Raw genomic sequence first — 14887 nt, 5'->3', positions numbered from 1 at the left:
CCCCGGGTGTGAGGATCGGGTGATGGACGCAGCGGCGGTGCGCACGACGGACGTCGACACGGACGGGGCGCGGATCCACGTCGCCGTGAGCGGCGAGGGCCCGCCGGTCGTCCTCCTCCACGGCTACCCGCAGACCCACCGCCTCTGGGACCGCGTCGCCCCCGCGCTCGCCCGCCGGCACACCGTCGTCGCCCCCGACCTGCGCGGCTACGGCGACAGCAGCACCCCGCCCGGTGGCCCCGACCACGCCGGCTACGCCAAGCGCGCGATGGCGCAGGACGTGCTCGAGGTGATGGCCGCGCTCGGCCACGACCGGTTCGCCGTCGTCGGCCACGACCGCGGCGCCCGGGTCGGGCACCGGCTGGCGCTGGACCACCCGGAGGCGGTCGAGCGGCTCGCCGTCCTCGACATCGTGCCGACGCTGCACATGGTCGAGCACACCGACGCCGCCTTCGCGACCGGCTACTACCACTGGTTCTTCCTCGCCCAGCCCGACGGGCTGCCCGAGCGGCTCATCGGCACCGACCCCGAGTGGTTCCTCCGGGAGAAGCTCCGGCGGTGGTCGGCGCCCGGGCACGCGCCCGACGAGGAAGCCGTGGCCGAGTACGTCCGCTGCTTCACGCCCGGGACCGTGCACGCGAGCTGCGAGGACTACCGCGCCGCGCTCGGCATCGACCTCGAGCACGACCGCGCGAGCCGTGCCGCCGGCGAGCGGGTGGCCGCGCCGCTGCTCGCGCTCTGGGGCGAGCGCGGCTTCGTCGCCCGCACCTACGACGTCCTCGACGTCTGGCGCGGGTACGCCGACGACGTCGCCGGCCACGCGGTCCCCGGCGGCCACTTCTGCGCCGAGGAGGCGCCGGCCGAGGTCCTCGAGGCCCTCGACGGATGGCTCGCCGGTTAGCGTTCCCGGATGAGCACCGCCCTCGTCACCGGCGCCTCGGCCGGCATCGGCCGCGCGTTCGCGCAGCGCCTGGCCCACGACGGCCACGACGTCGTCCTCGTGGCCCGCGACCGCGCCCGCCTCGAGCGCCTCGCCGACGAGCTGCGGCAGGCCCACGGCGTCGGGGTCGAGGTGCTCGTCGCCGACCTCGCCGACCGGGCGCAGACCGACGACGTCTGCCGGCGGCTCGCCGACGAGGCCCGTCCGGTCGAGGTCCTGGTGAACAACGCCGGCTTCGGCCTGCACCGGCCCTTCCTCGACAACGACCTCGCGCAGGAGGAGGCCGCGCTGGACGTGATGGTGCGGGCGGTCCTCCTCACGAGCCACGCCGCCGGGCGCGCGATGCGCGGGCGCGGCCGGGGGAGCATCGTCAACATCAGCTCGGTCGCCTCGTTCATGGCGAACGGGACCTACGCCGCCGAGAAGTCCTTCGTCACGGTGTTCAGCGAGGCGCTCGCGGGTCAGCTGCGCGGCTCCGGCGTCACCGTGACGGCCGTGTGCCCCGGCCTGACCCGCAGCGAGTTCCACGAGCGCGCGCGGATGCGGCTGCCCGGGGTGCCGCGCGGGATGTGGCTCGACGCCGACGAGGTGGCCCGCCAGGGGCTGGCCGACGCCGCGGCCGGGAAGGTCGTCTCGGTGCCGGGCCCACAGTGGAAGGTGCTCTCGACGCTCGTCCGGGCGATGCCCCGCCCGCTCGTGCGCGGTGGCGCCGCCCGGGTCGTCGAGGCCCTGCGGCGCCGCTGAGCCGGCCGGCGTATCACCCGCCGGTGCCCGGCGCTCCTCCCCGGTGACCCCGCACCTCGCGGGACCCCGGACGAGGAGAACCCCCATGGCTCGGAACTGGAAGGCGCTCGCGAAGCTCGGTCTCATCCCGCCGCGCGCGTGGGACGCCGTCATCCCGCACGGCCCGGTGCTCGCGGGCGCCGCGCGTCGCGGCGACGCCGTCGCGCTCAACCCGCAGCCGCTGCCGCCGGTCGAGGCCGAGGTCGGCGCGGACCTGATGCGCGGCATCGTCTACAGCTCGATCATCATCGTCGGGGGGCGCGACGGCGGTGGGGCGCGCGCGATGCTCGAGGAGATCGACGACTGGTGCGGCACCGGGTGGCCGCGCCGCTGGCCGCGCCCGAAGCCCCCGCGCGGGTGGGACGACGGCCAGGTGCTCGCGGCCGCCGCCGTCACCGCAGCCGGCCTCGCGGCCCAGTACGACCACGACCCGGAGGTGCAGGAGGCGCTCGGTGCCGCCGCCGAGCGCCTGATGGACGCCGCCGCCGGCTGAGCCGGAGCCGTCGACGGACGCAGCGGGCCGGCCGCCCCTCCGCGGCCGGCCCGTCGTCGTGCGCCCGGTGCGTCGTCAGTCGACGTCGAAGATCGAGTGGGCGTCGTAGAAGTGCAGGACGTAGCGGCAGCGCCGGCAGACGAGCAGCGTCATCCGGTGGGAGGTGAAGCCCCACCGCGACTCCTGGCGCGACTCCTCGCGCTGGAAGTCGGTGCACGCACAGAGCGGGCAGCGCAGCTCGGGGGCCTGGGACGGGACGGGCTGGGTCATCGCGGTCTCCTCCGGGGTCGGTGGTGCGGGGGTCCGACGGCGCCTCGGACCTTCCGGTTCCCGCGGCCCGGACGTACCCTCGGGAGGGTGCGACCCGCCGCCGAGACGGCGGTGCTCCGCGAGTACCGCCACCTGCTGCGCACCGGCCCTGTCGACTGGCAGGAGACGGCGCACCGCCACGCCCTGACCGCGCTGGGGTCCGCGGCCCGCGGGCTGCTCCTCGCCGAGGTGCAGCGGCTGCTCCTCACCGGCACGCGGCTGCACCCCGACGACGTCCACGAGGTCGCCCGGCTGCTCGTGCTCGCCGAGCGCCGGCGCCCCCGCGTCCTGCTCGACGGGCTGCGCCCCGACCTGCTCCGGGTGCTCGCGCGGGCGGTCGTCAGCAGCCCCACCGGCCGGACCCTCGCCGTCGGCGGCGACGTCTGGGACGGCACCGACCCCGACCCGGAGCCCGACGACGAGCCGCTCGTGCGCGGCGGCGTCGGCTGGGGCGGGGAGTGGGGCACCGGCGTGGTCTCCACCGACCTCGGCGCAGCCTTCTTCGGCACCACGCCGCCGCGCCGCCGTCCCTGAGCGGCGGACGCGCTCGCCCGGCGGCCGCGGGGAGCCCCTACGGTGGGGGCCGTGACCGACATCGCCGCCGACCGTGCCCGCCTCCTCGACATCGTGCGCGACAAGGCCGTGGTCCACGGCCGCGTCACCCTCTCCTCGGGCAAGGAGGCCGACTACTACGTCGACCTGCGCCGCATCACCCTCGACGGTGAGGCGAGCCCGCTCGTCGGCCGGGTGATGCTCGACCTCGTCGCCGACCTCGACTTCGACGCGGTCGGCGGCCTGACCCTCGGCGCCGACCCCGTCGCCACCTCGATGCTCCACGCGCGCGCCGCGGCCGGTGGGCGGCTGGACGCGTTCGTCGTCCGCAAGGCGGGCAAGGCGCACGGACTGCAGCAGCGCATCGAGGGCCCGTCGATCGCCGGGCGCCGCGTGCTCGTCGTCGAGGACACCTCCACCACGGGCGCCTCGCCGCTCGACGCCGCGCAGGCCGCACAGGAGGCGGGTGCCACGGTCGTCGCCGTCGCGACCATCGCGGACCGCGCCACCGGTGCGGCCGAGAAGTTCGCCGAGGCCGGGCTCAAGTACCGGCACGTCTTCTCGCTCGGGGACCTCGGCCTGGCCTGAGGCGGGCCGGCGCGCCACGCCCTACGATCGACCCCACCACCAGCCACCGGAGGACCGCTCGTGATCGCCACCATCGTCGTCGTCGTCATCGTGCTCGCCCTCGTGCTGTGGGCGGTGGCCGCCTACAACGGGCTCATCAAGCTGCGCAACCTCGTGCAGGAGGCGTGGCGCCAGATCGACGTCGAGCTGACCCGCCGGCACGACCTCATCGGCAACCTCGTCGAGACCGTCAAGGGGTACGCGGCGCACGAGCGCGGCACGCTCGAGGACGTCATCTCGGCTCGCGCACAGGCGATGTCGCCCGGCCAGTCGCCGGCCCAGCAGGCCGAGAGCGAGAACATGCTGAGCCAGGCGCTCGGCCGGCTCATCGCCGTCGCCGAGGCCTACCCCGACCTGAAGGCGAACGAGAACTTCCTCGCGCTGCAGGCCGAGCTGACCTCCACCGAGGACCGCATCGCCTCGGCCCGGCGCTACTACAACGCGACCGTCCGCGACCTGAACACCAAGGTCGAGACGGTGCCGACGAACATCGTCGCCAACCTCTTCACGATCGAGCGGGCCGAGTACTTCGAGGCCGTCGGCGAGCAGCGCGAGGCCCCGAAGGTCGACTTCGGCCAGCGCGAGACCCCCATCCCGCCGCCGAGCGGTGCCCAGACCCCGGGTGCGGGTTCGACTGCGCCCGAGGCCGGTTCGTCGCCTCCCTCGGCGCCACCAGCGGCCGGACCGGGCGCGCAGGGCTAACCGTGCGACGCGGGGGAGGACGGTGCATCCTGTTCGTCCTCGCTGCCGCGACGGGCCTGGCGGCCTGCGATCCCGGTCCCCCGGCCCCCGCCACGTCCACGGTGACGACGGCGCCAGCCTCGTCGACGCCCGCGGCACCCCCGTCCTCGTCGCCGCCCCCGTCCGTCCCCGACCCGGGGGACGCCCGGCGGGTGGCGGTGACCGCCTTCGAGACGCCGTCGGGCAACATCCAGTGCTCCGTCGAGGGGGAGGGCGACGAGCAGCTCCTCGACTGCGTCATCGCGACCGCCGACTTCCCGCTCCCGACCCCCACCGAGCCATGCGACGTCGACTGGGCCGCGAACGAGGTCACGCTGGCCCCCCCCGACGGTCCGACGATGGGCGCCTGCCGCGGTGACCCCCCGCCCGCGGTCCTCCACCCCGAGCGCAGCACCCTCGAGTACGACACGGTCAGCGTGGTGGGTGACTTCCGGTGCCTCAGCCGACGCACGGGGCTCACCTGCTGGAACGTGCGGTCAGGGCACGGGTTCGAGCTGGCCCGCGAGGCATATCGGCCCTTCTGACACCCGGTCGCCTCCGAGCCGAGGTCTCGACGGCCCGGCGGGCGGTACTGTCCGGGCCGGCCGACCCGGTGAGGCGCCGCGGTCAGGGCTCCTGCGTCTCGGCGTCCCCGGCGGGGAGCACGAGCCCGTAGACGTTGTAGGCCCGGGCGCCCTCGGGGTGCTCGCGGCGTGTTCGCCCGCGATGCCGGCGCAGGACCGCGTGCAGGTCCTCCCGCAGCGTGCGCTCCTCGGCATCGGTGAGCCACAACCGTCCTCGTGAGGTCATGCCGTGCGTCTCGCCGTCGCCGACCGCGTCGACGAGCCGGTCGAGGTCGGCGTCGAGGTCGGAGAACCACGTGTGCACGGAGGCGCGGCTGGTCTCCGTACCGGCTCCGCGGTGCGCCTCCGGCGTGACGTTGATGGCCGATGCCGTTGCCCGCCAAGGCCGTTCGCGACCGTCCGTGCTCTCGTCGCGCTCGACGATGCCCCACTTCTCCAGCGCGCGCAGGTGGTAGCTCATCGCGGACGGGGTGAGGTCGCAGAGCCGCGCGGCCTCGGTGGCCGTGAGCACCTCGCCGGAGAACAGCTCGGTGATGACGCGCTGGCGCGCGGGGTGGGCGAGGGCCCGCAGGGCGCGGGGGTCGGTGATCCGCAGCTCGGACGGGGTGTCGGGCACGGCCATGGCCCCGATGCTAGTTGACGGCGACCGATCTGAAGCGTTACCTTCACAAGTGTGAAACAGATGCTTCGGAACTACCGGGAGGTGCTGGGCGTCCCCGCCGTGCGGACCGTGCTCCTCGCGGCGGCCGTGAGCGTCGCGGGGGACTCGGCGGCGATGGTCGCCCTGCTCCTGCGGGTCCACGACGGCGGCGTCGGGCCCTGGGCGGTCGCGCTGCTCCTGGGGGCCTTCGCGCTGCCGGTGGTCCTGACGATGGGCCTCGCCGGCGCGCTCGCCGACCGGGCCGACCCCCGCCGCCTCCTCGCCGTCACGGGGTTGGTGCAGGCGCTCGCGGCCCTCGCCCTCGCCGCGGTCGACGGGTTGGTGGCGACCCTCCTGCTCGTCCTCGTGCTGCAGACCGCCTTCGCCCTCGGCAACCCGGCGTGGACGGCGGTCGTGCCCCGCCTCGTCCCGGCCGGCACGTCCGGGCGGGTCGTCGCGCTCCAGCAGGCGCTGCGGGGGGTGGCCGGCCCGGCCGGAGCGGGGCTCGGCGGCGTCCTCGTCCAGTGGCGCGGCCCGTCCGCGGCCCTGCTGCTCGACGCGGCGACCTTCCTCGTCCTCGCCGGCGCGGCGCTGACCCTCGGCCGGGCCGCCCGGTCCCTCCCGGCCGACGCCCCCACGAGCCGGCCCGGGTGGCGGGCCCACCTGCTCCCGCGCGACGGCGTCACCGCGCTGCGGTCCGACCCGGTGCTGGCCGTGCTCGTCCTCGCGCTGCTGCCGGTCGTCGTGACCCTCGAGTCGGTCAACGCCGTCGAGGTCTTCATGCTGCGTGACGTGCTCGGCGCGAGCCCGGCCCAGTTCGGGCTGGCCGAGGCGGTGCACGGTGCGGCGGCGGTCCTGGGCGCGCTGGCCTCGGGCGCGGCAACGACCCGGACGGCGCGGGTGCGGCTCGTGCTGGTCGCGATCGCGCTCATCGGCCTCGGTCAGGCCGGCCAGTCGGTGGCGCCGGGCTACCTCACCTACCTCGCGCTGGGGGCGGGGCTCGGCATCGTCCTGGGCGTCGTCAACGCGCTGGTGTTCGGGCTGCTGCTCGACGAGCTGGAGCCCGACCACCGTGGTGCCGTCGTGGCCCTCGTCAGCGGCCTCTCCCGGGCGGCCGGGGCGGTGGCCCTCGTCCTCGGCGGGGCCGTCGGCACGCTGGCCGGACCGCGCGCGGCCTACCTCGTGGCCGGCGTCGGCACCCTCGTCCTCGCGGCGGTCGCGGCCTGGCGCGTCCACCGGGCCCGCCTCGGCTCCGCCGCGCCGGTGCCGGCCGGGTCGAGGTGATGTCGGCCCTTCTCGCGGTCTCCTCTCACCTCGACCCGGGGAGGGCGGAGCGCGGGTCGAGGTGATGCCGGCCCTTCTCGCAGCCCGGTTTCACCTCGACCGCGAGGGACGGCGTGTCCACCGGTCGGTGGACGGGCTGTCCACCGGCCGGGCGTCCCGCGCCGCCGGCGACCCGAGCACGCTGGAGCCATGACCACAGCCATCCGCATCCGCGGCCTCGTGAAGTCCTACGGCGAGCACCGCGCCGTCGCCGGCCTCGACCTCGACGTCGAGTCCGGCGAGGTGTTCGCCCTCCTCGGCCCCAACGGCGCCGGCAAGACGACGACCGTCGAGGTCCTCGAGGGGTTCCGCGACCGGGACGGCGGCGAGGTCTCCGTCCTCGGCACCGACCCGCACGGCGCGCCGCTCGCGTGGCGCGACCGCATCGGCATCGTCCTGCAGACGAGCGGGGGCCTGGACCTGCTGACGCCGCGCGAGGTGCTCTCGAGCACCGCCCGCGCCTACCGCCACGCCCGCGACGTCGACGAGGTCCTCGCCGCGACCGGTCTCACCGAGAAGGCCGACGACCGCGTCGTCGGCCTCTCCGGGGGCCAGCGCCGCCGGCTCGACGTCGCGCTCGGCATCGTCGGCCGCCCCGAGCTGCTCTTCCTCGACGAGCCGACGACCGGCTTCGACCCCCAGGCCCGGCGCGACTTCTGGGAGCTGATCCGCTCGCTCGCGCACGACGGCACGACCATCCTCCTCACGACGCACTACCTCGACGAGGCCGAGCACCTGGCCGACCGCGTGGGCGTCATCGCCGCAGGGCGGCTGCTCGCCCTCGACACCCCGGCCAACCTCGGCGGCCGGCAGAGCGAGGAGGCGACGGTCACCTGGGAGGAGGAGGGCACCCGGCGCTCGGTCCGCACCGCGACCCCGACCCTCGAGGTCTCGCGGCTCGCGGCCCGCTTCCCCGGCGAGGTCCCCGAGCTCACGGTCAGCCGACCCTCCCTCGAGGACACCTACCTCGCGCTCATCGCCCCGCACGTCACCCACGAGTCCACGGAGGTCCCGGCGTGAACACCCTCGCCCTCGGTCTCGACCGCACCCGCGTCGAGCTGAAGATGTACTCCCGCGAGAAGGAGGCGGTCTTCTTCTCCTTCCTCTTCCCGATCATGCTGCTCGCGCTGTTCTCGGTGATCTTCTCGAGCCAGTTCGACGACGCCGGCCCCGACATGAGTGCCGCGCGCTTCTTCCTCCCGGGGATGGTCTCGGCCGGCGTGCTGCTCACCAGCTTCCAGACGATGGCGATGTCGGTCGCCACCGAGCGCGACGACGGCACGCTCAAGCGCCTCCGCAGCACGCCGATGCCGCCGGTCACCTACTTCCTCGGCAAGGTCGGCCTCGTGGGCGTCTCCTCCCTGCTGCAGCTGGTCGTCCTGCTGCTGGTGGCCCGCTTCGCCTTCGGTGTCCCGCTGCCCACCAGCGCCGACCGCTGGCTGGTCTTCGCCGCCGTCTTCGTGCTCGGCGTCTTCGGGGGCACCGTCCTCGGCATCGCCTACTCGTCGCTGTCGACCTCGCGCTCCATCGGCGCGGTGGTCATCGGACCGCAGCTGGTGCTCCAGTTCATCTCCGGCGTCTACCTCAACTTCAACGACGTGCCGGAGTGGCTGCAGCGCATCGCCTCCGTCTTCCCGCTGAAGTGGATCGCGCAGGGCATGCGCTCGGTGTTCTTCCCCGACGGCATGGCCGCGCAGGAGATGGCCGGCTCGTGGGAGACGGGGCGGACCCTCCTCGTCCTCGGGGCGTGGGCGCTCGTCGGGCTCGTGCTCTGCGTGACGACCTTCAAGTGGTTCAAGCGCGGCTCGGTGTGAGCGGGGGGCCGGAGGGGCGATGATGGGCGGCGTGGACGACGTGGCAGCGCCGGCGAGCACCTCGCGCCAGGACCTCACCGCGATGTGGCGGCGCCAGGAGCCCTACTGGCACGGCGTGTTCGCCGCGGTGTGGGCCGCCGCCGTCATCGTCACCGCGCTCGACGACCCCCCGCCGCACGGTCGGCTCCTGACGTACGCGTTCCTCGTCCTCGTCGCCGTCGCCTACCTCGGCCTCGGGGTGCGGGGGCTGCGGCACCAGGGCGAGCGCTGGGCCATCGCCTACCAGGTGGTCGCCTGGCTCGCGCTGCTCGGCATCCAGGCGGTCGACCCGGAGACCCAGAGCTGGCTGCTGTTCTTCGCGCTCTTCCCGCAGATGTGGGCGATGCTCGAGGTGCCGAACGCGGTGCGCGGCACCGTCCTCGCGCTCGTCGTCTTCGGCGGCCTGCGGTGGGTGCAGGCCGACTTCTCCGGGCAGGGCCTGGTCAACATCCTCATCAGCACGGTCATCTCGCTCAGCCTCTCGCTGGCCCTCGGCCTGTTCATCAACCGGATCGTCGCCGAGGCCGAGGGGCGCGCGGCGACCATCGACGAGCTGCGCGAGACCCAGGCCCGGCTCGCCGTCGTCGAGCGCGACCGTGGCGTGCAGGACGAGCGGGAGCGCATCTCCCGCGAGATCCACGACACCCTCGCTCAGGGCTTCACCTCGGTGGTCACCCTCACCCGGGCGGCCGAGGCGGCGCTGGCCCGCGGCGACGTCGACACCGCCCGCGAGCGGCTCGCGCTCGTCGAGCGGACCGCCGTCGACAACCTCGCCGAGGCGCGGCTCATCGTCGCCGAGCTGACGCCGGGCCACCTCCAGTCGCGCACGCTCGTCGAGGCGATGCAGCGGCTCGGCGCGGCGGTCAGCAGCGAGGCGGGTCTGCAGACCGAGGTGCGCGTGGACGGCGAGCCGGCGCCGCTCGGGGGCGTCGCCGAGGTCGTCCTGCTGCGCACCGCCCAGGAGGCGCTCTCCAACGTCCGGCGGCACGCCACCGCGCGCCGGGTCGACCTGGCGCTCGCCTACGAGCCCGAGCGGGTCGTCCTCACCGTCACCGACGACGGCTGCGGCTTCGACGTCGTGGCCGACCGGCAGGGCTTCGGCCTCGACGGCGTGCGCGCCCGCGCGGAGCAGGTCGGTGGCGACGTCGGGCTGACGAGCGCGCCGGGCTCCGGCACGACGCTGCGCCTGGAGGTGCCCCGGTGATCCGCCTGCTCGTCGTCGATGACCACCCCGTCGTGCGGGCCGGGATGGTCGCCGTCCTCGGCGAGGAGGCCGACCTCGACGTCGTCGGGGAGGCCGGCAACGGCGCCGAGGCGCTGGCCCTCGTCCCTCGGCTCGAGCCCGACGTCGTGCTGATGGACCTGCGGATGCCGGTGATGGACGGCGCCGAGGCCACGGCGCGGCTGCGCTCGATGCCCGGCGCGCCGCACGTGCTCGTCCTCACCACCTACGACACGGACGCCGACATCGTGCGGGCCGTCGAGGCCGGCGCCCGCGGCTACCTGCTCAAGGACGCCCCGACCTCGGTGCTCACCGACGCCATCCGGCGGGCGGCGCGCGGCGAGACGGTGCTGGCTCCTCCGGTGGCGGCGCGCCTGGCCGACCGGCTCCGGGCTCCGGCGGCCCCGGATCTCACCGGGCGCGAGGTCGAGGTGCTGACCCTCGTCGCGCGCGGGATGTCGAACGCCGAGGTCGGCCGTGAGCTGTTCATCGGCGAGGCGACGGTCAAGACCCACCTCATCCGGGCGTTCGCCAAGCTCGGGGTGCAGGACCGGACGGCGGCGGTCACCGAGGCCCACCGGCGCGGGCTGGTCGACCTCGGCTGAGGGCGCCGCCCATCCGGGCCGTGCGAGCCGGTTCCCTGTCGTCGAGCCGCCTGCAGAGGGCTCGACCACCGGAAACAGGCTCGGGTGCGGGCTCCGTCGTGCTGACGCGGTCGGACCGGGCGCTCAGGGGCGCTGCTCGACCTCGTCGATGACCTCGTCGGACTCGCGGGCGACCTCGGCGCGCGACATCGCGGCGGACCGCCGGTGCCGCAGCCACTCGACGACGACCGGCAGCACCGAGACGGCGACGATGGCGAGGATGACCACCTCGAGGTTGTTCTTCACGAACGCGACGTTGCCGAGGAAGTGGCCGGCGAGGGTCACGACACCCACCCAGAGCGCGGCGCCGACGGCGGACCAGGTGAAGAAGTGCCGGCGCTCCATCCGCCCGATGCCGGCGACGACGGTGATGTAGGTGCGCACGATCGGCACGAAGCGGCCGAGGACGAGGGCCTTGGCGCCGTAGCGGTCGAAGAACTCCTCGGTCTTGTCGAAGTACTGGCGCTTGATGATCCGCCCGTCGCGGTTGCGCAGCGGCGCCCCGAGCCGGCGGCCGAGCTCGTAGCCGACGACGTTGCCGGCGAAGGCCGCGACGAAGAGGGCGACGAGGGCGAGCGCGAGGTTGGTCTTCAGCTGGCCGCTCGCGACGAACAGGCCGACGGCGAAGAGGAGGGAGTCGCCGGGCAGGATCGGGAAGAACAGCCCGCACTCGACGAAGACGATGGCCAGCGAGATCCAGAAGAAGGCCGACCCGTAGGTGTCGAGGAGGTACTGGGGGTCCATCCACTGCGGACCGAGGGAGTGCATCACGGGCCCAAGGGTAGGACCCCGGGCCGGTGCGCGGGCCGACCCGGCGCTGTGGGTCGGCTGTGGGTGGCCGCGCCCGGTGCATCGCGGCGGTGAGGTGACCGTGCACGACGGATCCCGTCGCCATGTGGGACGACCGCGACGGGTTCCGTCCCGGGCGTCTAGCGTGTCGCTCGAACGCGCGGAGCCGTGGTCCGCGCGCGTCCGGAAGAGAGCACCGCCATGACCCGACGTCCTCGCCTCGTCACCCCCGTCCTCCTCGCCGCCGCCCTGGCCCTCGCCGGCTGCGGCGCGCCCGTCGACGAGCAGCCCGCCGGCTCGGCCACCCCGAGCGGCACCTCGTCGGACCCGCTCGCCGGCTGCACGCCCGACGCGCTGAAGACCCTGACCGCCGGCACGCTGACCGTCGGCACCGACAAGCCGGCCTACGGCCCGTGGTTCGCGGACGACGACCCGAGCAACGGCAAGGGCTACGAGTCGGCCGTCGCCTACGCCATCGCCGACAAGCTCGGGTACGCGAAGGAGAAGGTGACCTGGGCGGTCGTGCCGTTCAACACCGCCATCGCCCCCGGCCCGAAGACCTTCGACCTCGACCTCAACCAGGTCTCGATCAGCGACGAGCGCCGCAACGCCGTGGACTTCTCGGCCGGCTACTACGACGTGCGCCAGAGCGTCATCACGTACAAGGGCAGCCCCATCGACGGGAAGACCACCGTCGCCGACCTCAAGGGCGCGAAGCTCGGCGCGCAGGTCGGGACCACCTCGTACACCGCCGCGAAGGACCAGATCGCGCCCACCGAGGACGTCGCCGTCTTCGACACCAACGACCTCGCCGTGCAGGCGCTGAAGAACAAGCAGATCGACGGCATCGTCGTCGACCTGCCGACCGGCTTCTACATGACCGCCGCCCAGCTCGACGACGGCGTCATCGTCGGGCAGCTCCCGGCCACCGGCAGCACGCCCGAGCAGTTCGGCGCGGTCCTCGACAAGGGCAGCTCGCTCACTCCCTGCGTCACGGCCGCGGTCGACGCGCTGCGCACCGACGGGACGCTCGAGAAGCTCGTCACCGAGTGGCTCTCCACCCAGGGCGCCCCCGAGCTGTCGTGACGACCGCCGCGCACGAGCCGTCGGCGCTCGAGCTCGAGCGCCGGCGGTACCGGCGCGGGCGGGCGGTCCGCTCCGCGGGGATCTCGGCGGCTTCGACCGTCGTCCTCGTCGGGGTCGTCGTCGCGCTCGTCGTCACCTCGCCGGGCTGGCCGCGGGTGCGCGAGACCTTCCTCGACCCGGACAAGGCGCTCGAGGCGCTGCCGGTGGTGCTCGAGGGGCTCTGGCTGAACATCCGGGTCATGCTGGTGTGCGGCGTCGTCATCGCCCTGCTGGGGCTCACCCTCGCCGTGATGCGCACCGTGCGCGGCCCGGTCGCGTTCCCGCTCAGGCTGTTCGCCACCGCGTACGTCGACCTCTTCCGCGGCCTGCCCCTGCTGCTCGTCATCTTCGTCCTCGGCTTCGGGGCGCCGGCGCTGCGGCTGTCGGGCCTGCCGTCCTCGGCCCTCTTCTGGGGCTCGTGCGCGCTGGTGCTGTCCTACTCGGCGTACGTCGCGGAGGTGTTCCGCGCGGGCATCGAGTCGGTGCACCCCTCGCAGCGGGCGGCCTCGCGCTCCCTCGGGCTGACCTACGGGCAGACGATGCGGCACGTCGTCCTCCCGCAGGCGGTCCGCCGGGTGGTGCCCCCGCTGATGAACGACCTCGTCTCGCTGCAGAAGGACTCCGGCCTCATCGCCGTGCTCGGGGTCATCGACGCCATCCGGGCCGCGCAGATCGAGACCGCCACCGACTTCAACTTTACGCCGTACGTCGTGGCCGGGGCGCTGTTCGTCTGCCTGACCGTCCCGATGGCGCGGCTCACCGACCACGTCGCGCGCAAGCAGGGCTTCCACGGTGCGGGAGGGATGCTGTGAGCGAGGTGCTGCGTCTGGAAGGCGTGCGGAAGTCGTTCGGGGACAACGAGGTGCTGCGCGGACTCGACCTGTCGGTCCACGAGGGTCAGGTGGTCGTGCTCATCGGCGCCAGCGGCTCGGGCAAGTCGACGCTGCTGCGCTGCATCAACCTGCTCGAGGTCGTCGACGACGGGCGCATCACGCTCGACGGCGAGGACGTCACCGACCCCCGGGTCGACGCCGACGCCGTGCGCTCGCGGACGGGCATCGTCTTCCAGGCCTACAACCTGTTCCCTCACCTCTCCGTCCTCGAGAACATCACGCTCGCGCCCGTGCGGGTCCACAAGGTGGCGAAGGCCGAGGCGCGGGAGCGGGCGATGGCGATGCTCGAGCGGGTCGGGCTGGCGGACAAGGCGTCCGCGCGCCCCGACGACCTCTCGGGCGGGCAGCAGCAGCGCGTGGCCATCGCCCGGGCGCTGGTCAACCAGCCGCGGCTGATGCTCCTCGACGAGGTCACCTCGGCCCTGGACCCCGAGCTCGTCGGCGAGGTGCTCGACCTCCTGCGCGGGCTCAAGGACGAGGGCATGACGATGGTCCTCAACACCCACGAGATCGGGTTCGCCCGCCAGGTCGCCGACTCCGTCTGCTTCCTCCACGGCGGCGTGGTCCACGAGGAGGGACCGCCCGCCCGGGTGCTCGACGACCCGCGCGAGGAGCGCACCCGCCGCTTCCTCTCCCGGGTCCACGCCTAGCCTTCTCCCCGTGGACGAGCAGCGCGAGGTCGGGGTCGGGCCCTGGGAGGGGCCGTGGCCCGAGGGGCCGCGGTGGGACCCCGAGCTGCTCCGTGATGGCGACCGCCGCAACGTCGTGGACCGGTACCGGTACTGGTCGATGGAGGCCGTCGTCGCCGACCTCGACACCCGCCGGCACCCGTTCCACGTCGCCATCGAGAACTGGCGCCACGACCTCAACATCGGCTCCGTCGTGCGGACCGCGAACGCCTTCAACGCCGCCGCCTTCCACGTCGTCGGCAAGCGGCGCTGGAACCGGCGCGGGGCGATGGTCACCGACCGGTACCAGCACGAGCACCACCACGCCGATGCCGCCGCGTTGCGGGAGTGGGCTTCCGGTGCCGGGCCGGGCGGTGGCGCGCTGCCGCTGGTCGGCATCGACAACGTGCCGGGGTCGCAGCCGCTCGAGACCCACGACCTGCCGCGGGCCTGCGTGCTCGTGCTCGGGCAGGAGGGGGAGGGGCTGACGCCGGAGATGCAGCAGGCCTGCGACGTCGTGCTGCACATCGCCCAGTTCGGCTCGACGCGCTCGGTCAACGCCGGGGCGGCCGCCGCCGTGGCGATGCACGCCTGGGTGCGCCGGCACGTCTTCGACCAGCACCCCTCCGCGTCGAGTGCGGACGTGGCTGCCCCGGCGACCACCTCCGCACTCGACCCCGAGGACCAGCCGTCGGAATAGGGCCGGCGCCGGGGCCGCTGGA

Annotated in this window: 19 protein-coding genes; 16 read left to right on the top strand and 3 right to left on the bottom strand. The window is 74.3% G+C overall.

The annotated features are described in order from the left end of the window. Nucleotides 1-22 precede the first annotated feature (22 nt). The 3 genes from ACQZ2A_RS03670 to ACQZ2A_RS03660 all read left to right on the top strand — a co-directional run bounded on the left by ACQZ2A_RS03670 (nt 23) and on the right by ACQZ2A_RS03660 (nt 2216). Nucleotides 23-901 (top strand): alpha/beta fold hydrolase, encoded by an 879-nt coding sequence (locus tag ACQZ2A_RS03670; protein ID WP_430207241.1) that lies wholly within the window; start codon nt 23-25, stop codon nt 899-901. A gap of 9 nt (nt 902-910) precedes the next feature. Next, complete coding sequence (locus tag ACQZ2A_RS03665; RefSeq protein ID WP_430207240.1) at nt 911-1684, top strand: SDR family NAD(P)-dependent oxidoreductase; 774 nt, start codon at nt 911-913, stop codon at nt 1682-1684. An 85-nt stretch (nt 1685-1769) separates the two neighbouring features. After that, nucleotides 1770-2216 (top strand): hypothetical protein, encoded by a 447-nt coding sequence (locus ACQZ2A_RS03660; RefSeq protein ID WP_430207239.1) that lies wholly within the window; start codon nt 1770-1772, stop codon nt 2214-2216. 75 nt (nt 2217-2291) lie between these two features. On the opposite strand, the gene ACQZ2A_RS03655 is transcribed toward ACQZ2A_RS03660, so the two are convergent. Further along, on the bottom strand, nt 2292-2486 hold the full coding sequence (locus ACQZ2A_RS03655) for a hypothetical protein (protein WP_430207237.1): 195 nt from the start codon (nt 2484-2486) through the stop codon (nt 2292-2294). 87 nt (nt 2487-2573) lie between these two features. On the opposite strand from ACQZ2A_RS03655, the gene ACQZ2A_RS03650 reads away from it, so the two are divergent. The 4 genes from ACQZ2A_RS03650 to ACQZ2A_RS03635 all read left to right on the top strand — a co-directional run bounded on the left by ACQZ2A_RS03650 (nt 2574) and on the right by ACQZ2A_RS03635 (nt 4969). After that, entirely contained in the window at nt 2574-3059 is a 486-nt protein-coding gene (locus ACQZ2A_RS03650) for a hypothetical protein (protein ID WP_430207235.1), read from the top strand. Nucleotides 3060-3110: 51 nt separating this feature from the next. Beyond that, nucleotides 3111-3665, top strand: coding sequence for an orotate phosphoribosyltransferase (gene pyrE / locus ACQZ2A_RS03645; protein ID WP_430207233.1), 555 nt, complete (start codon nt 3111-3113; stop codon nt 3663-3665). 60 nt (nt 3666-3725) lie between these two features. Further along, nucleotides 3726-4406: a LemA family protein gene (locus ACQZ2A_RS03640; protein WP_430207232.1), complete on the top strand. Its 681-nt coding sequence runs from the start codon at nt 3726-3728 to the stop codon at nt 4404-4406. Nucleotides 4407-4597: 191 nt separating this feature from the next. Further along, on the top strand, nt 4598-4969 hold the full coding sequence (locus tag ACQZ2A_RS03635; protein WP_430207230.1) for a DUF6636 domain-containing protein: 372 nt from the start codon (nt 4598-4600) through the stop codon (nt 4967-4969). An 82-nt stretch (nt 4970-5051) separates the two neighbouring features. Here the strand turns inward: ACQZ2A_RS03635 and ACQZ2A_RS03630 are convergent, their stop codons facing one another. After that, nucleotides 5052-5630 carry an ArsR/SmtB family transcription factor gene (locus ACQZ2A_RS03630; protein ID WP_430207228.1) on the bottom strand — a complete coding sequence of 193 codons (579 nt, stop codon included), beginning with the start codon at nt 5628-5630 and terminating at the stop codon, nt 5052-5054. Between the two features lie 60 nt (nt 5631-5690). Between ACQZ2A_RS03630 and ACQZ2A_RS03625 the strand changes: the two genes are divergently transcribed. The 5 genes from ACQZ2A_RS03625 to ACQZ2A_RS03605 all read left to right on the top strand — a co-directional run bounded on the left by ACQZ2A_RS03625 (nt 5691) and on the right by ACQZ2A_RS03605 (nt 10651). Beyond that, nucleotides 5691-6932, top strand: a complete 1242-nt coding sequence (locus ACQZ2A_RS03625; RefSeq protein ID WP_430207227.1) for an MFS transporter — start codon at nt 5691-5693, stop codon at nt 6930-6932. A gap of 189 nt (nt 6933-7121) precedes the next feature. Next, entirely contained in the window at nt 7122-7991 is an 870-nt protein-coding gene (locus tag ACQZ2A_RS03620) for an ABC transporter ATP-binding protein (RefSeq protein ID WP_430207225.1), read from the top strand. Further along, a complete protein-coding gene (locus ACQZ2A_RS03615; RefSeq protein ID WP_430207224.1) occupies nt 7988-8785 on the top strand; it encodes an ABC transporter permease in 798 nt (265 codons plus the stop codon). Before ACQZ2A_RS03620 ends, ACQZ2A_RS03615 begins: the two co-directional genes overlap by 4 nt. A 31-nt stretch (nt 8786-8816) precedes the next feature. Continuing rightward, nucleotides 8817-10028, top strand: coding sequence for a sensor histidine kinase (locus tag ACQZ2A_RS03610; RefSeq protein ID WP_430207223.1), 1212 nt, complete (start codon nt 8817-8819; stop codon nt 10026-10028). Further along, nucleotides 10025-10651, top strand: coding sequence for a response regulator (locus tag ACQZ2A_RS03605; protein ID WP_430207221.1), 627 nt, complete (start codon nt 10025-10027; stop codon nt 10649-10651). The genes ACQZ2A_RS03610 and ACQZ2A_RS03605 overlap by 4 nt, the downstream gene beginning before the upstream one ends. 123 nt (nt 10652-10774) lie before the next feature. On the opposite strand, the gene ACQZ2A_RS03600 is transcribed toward ACQZ2A_RS03605, so the two are convergent. Continuing rightward, the gene (locus ACQZ2A_RS03600; protein ID WP_430207529.1) at nt 10775-11458 is read right to left on the bottom strand and encodes a DedA family protein; all 684 of its coding nucleotides are present in this window, start codon (nt 11456-11458) and stop codon (nt 10775-10777) included. Between the two features lie 222 nt (nt 11459-11680). Here ACQZ2A_RS03600 and ACQZ2A_RS03595 point away from each other — a divergent pair, with 222 nt between their 5' ends. Genes ACQZ2A_RS03595 through ACQZ2A_RS03580 form a run of 4 tightly spaced genes read left to right on the top strand, consistent with a single transcriptional unit; the run spans nt 11681 to nt 14865 of the window. Further along, nucleotides 11681-12565 carry an ABC transporter substrate-binding protein gene (locus tag ACQZ2A_RS03595; protein ID WP_430207219.1) on the top strand — a complete coding sequence of 295 codons (885 nt, stop codon included), beginning with the start codon at nt 11681-11683 and terminating at the stop codon, nt 12563-12565. Next, a complete protein-coding gene (locus ACQZ2A_RS03590; RefSeq protein ID WP_430207218.1) occupies nt 12562-13416 on the top strand; it encodes an amino acid ABC transporter permease in 855 nt (284 codons plus the stop codon). The genes ACQZ2A_RS03595 and ACQZ2A_RS03590 overlap by 4 nt, the downstream gene beginning before the upstream one ends. Continuing rightward, a complete protein-coding gene (locus tag ACQZ2A_RS03585; protein WP_430207217.1) occupies nt 13413-14147 on the top strand; it encodes an amino acid ABC transporter ATP-binding protein in 735 nt (244 codons plus the stop codon). The genes ACQZ2A_RS03590 and ACQZ2A_RS03585 overlap by 4 nt, the downstream gene beginning before the upstream one ends. 10 nt (nt 14148-14157) lie before the next feature. Next, complete coding sequence (locus ACQZ2A_RS03580; RefSeq protein WP_430207215.1) at nt 14158-14865, top strand: TrmH family RNA methyltransferase; 708 nt, start codon at nt 14158-14160, stop codon at nt 14863-14865. Nucleotides 14866-14887: the final 22 nt, after the last annotated feature.

It is taken from the genome of Phycicoccus avicenniae, assembly GCF_050496545.1.
In the GTDB taxonomy this organism is placed as follows: Bacteria; Actinomycetota; Actinomycetes; order Actinomycetales; family Dermatophilaceae; genus Phycicoccus; species Phycicoccus avicenniae_A.
This window is presented reverse-complemented; position numbering and strand designations above follow the sequence as displayed.

What these genes read in the sequence shown, in the direction of transcription:
- ACQZ2A_RS03600 (WP_430207529.1), bottom strand. Translation starts at nt 11,458, where the DNA reads ATGCACTCCCTCGGTCCGCAGTGGATGGACCCCCAGTACCTCCTCGAC.
- ACQZ2A_RS03670 (WP_430207241.1), top strand. Translation starts at nt 23, where the DNA reads ATGGACGCAGCGGCGGTGCGCACGACGGACGTCGACACGGACGGGGCG.
- ACQZ2A_RS03665 (WP_430207240.1), top strand. Translation starts at nt 911, where the DNA reads ATGAGCACCGCCCTCGTCACCGGCGCCTCGGCCGGCATCGGCCGCGCG.
- ACQZ2A_RS03595 (WP_430207219.1), top strand. Translation starts at nt 11,681, where the DNA reads ATGACCCGACGTCCTCGCCTCGTCACCCCCGTCCTCCTCGCCGCCGCC.
- ACQZ2A_RS03660 (WP_430207239.1), top strand. Translation starts at nt 1,770, where the DNA reads ATGGCTCGGAACTGGAAGGCGCTCGCGAAGCTCGGTCTCATCCCGCCG.
- ACQZ2A_RS03625 (WP_430207227.1), top strand. Translation starts at nt 5,691, where the DNA reads ATGCTTCGGAACTACCGGGAGGTGCTGGGCGTCCCCGCCGTGCGGACC.
- ACQZ2A_RS03630 (WP_430207228.1), bottom strand. Translation starts at nt 5,630, where the DNA reads ATGGCCGTGCCCGACACCCCGTCCGAGCTGCGGATCACCGACCCCCGC.
- ACQZ2A_RS03620 (WP_430207225.1), top strand. Translation starts at nt 7,122, where the DNA reads ATGACCACAGCCATCCGCATCCGCGGCCTCGTGAAGTCCTACGGCGAG.
- ACQZ2A_RS03655 (WP_430207237.1), bottom strand. Translation starts at nt 2,486, where the DNA reads ATGACCCAGCCCGTCCCGTCCCAGGCCCCCGAGCTGCGCTGCCCGCTC.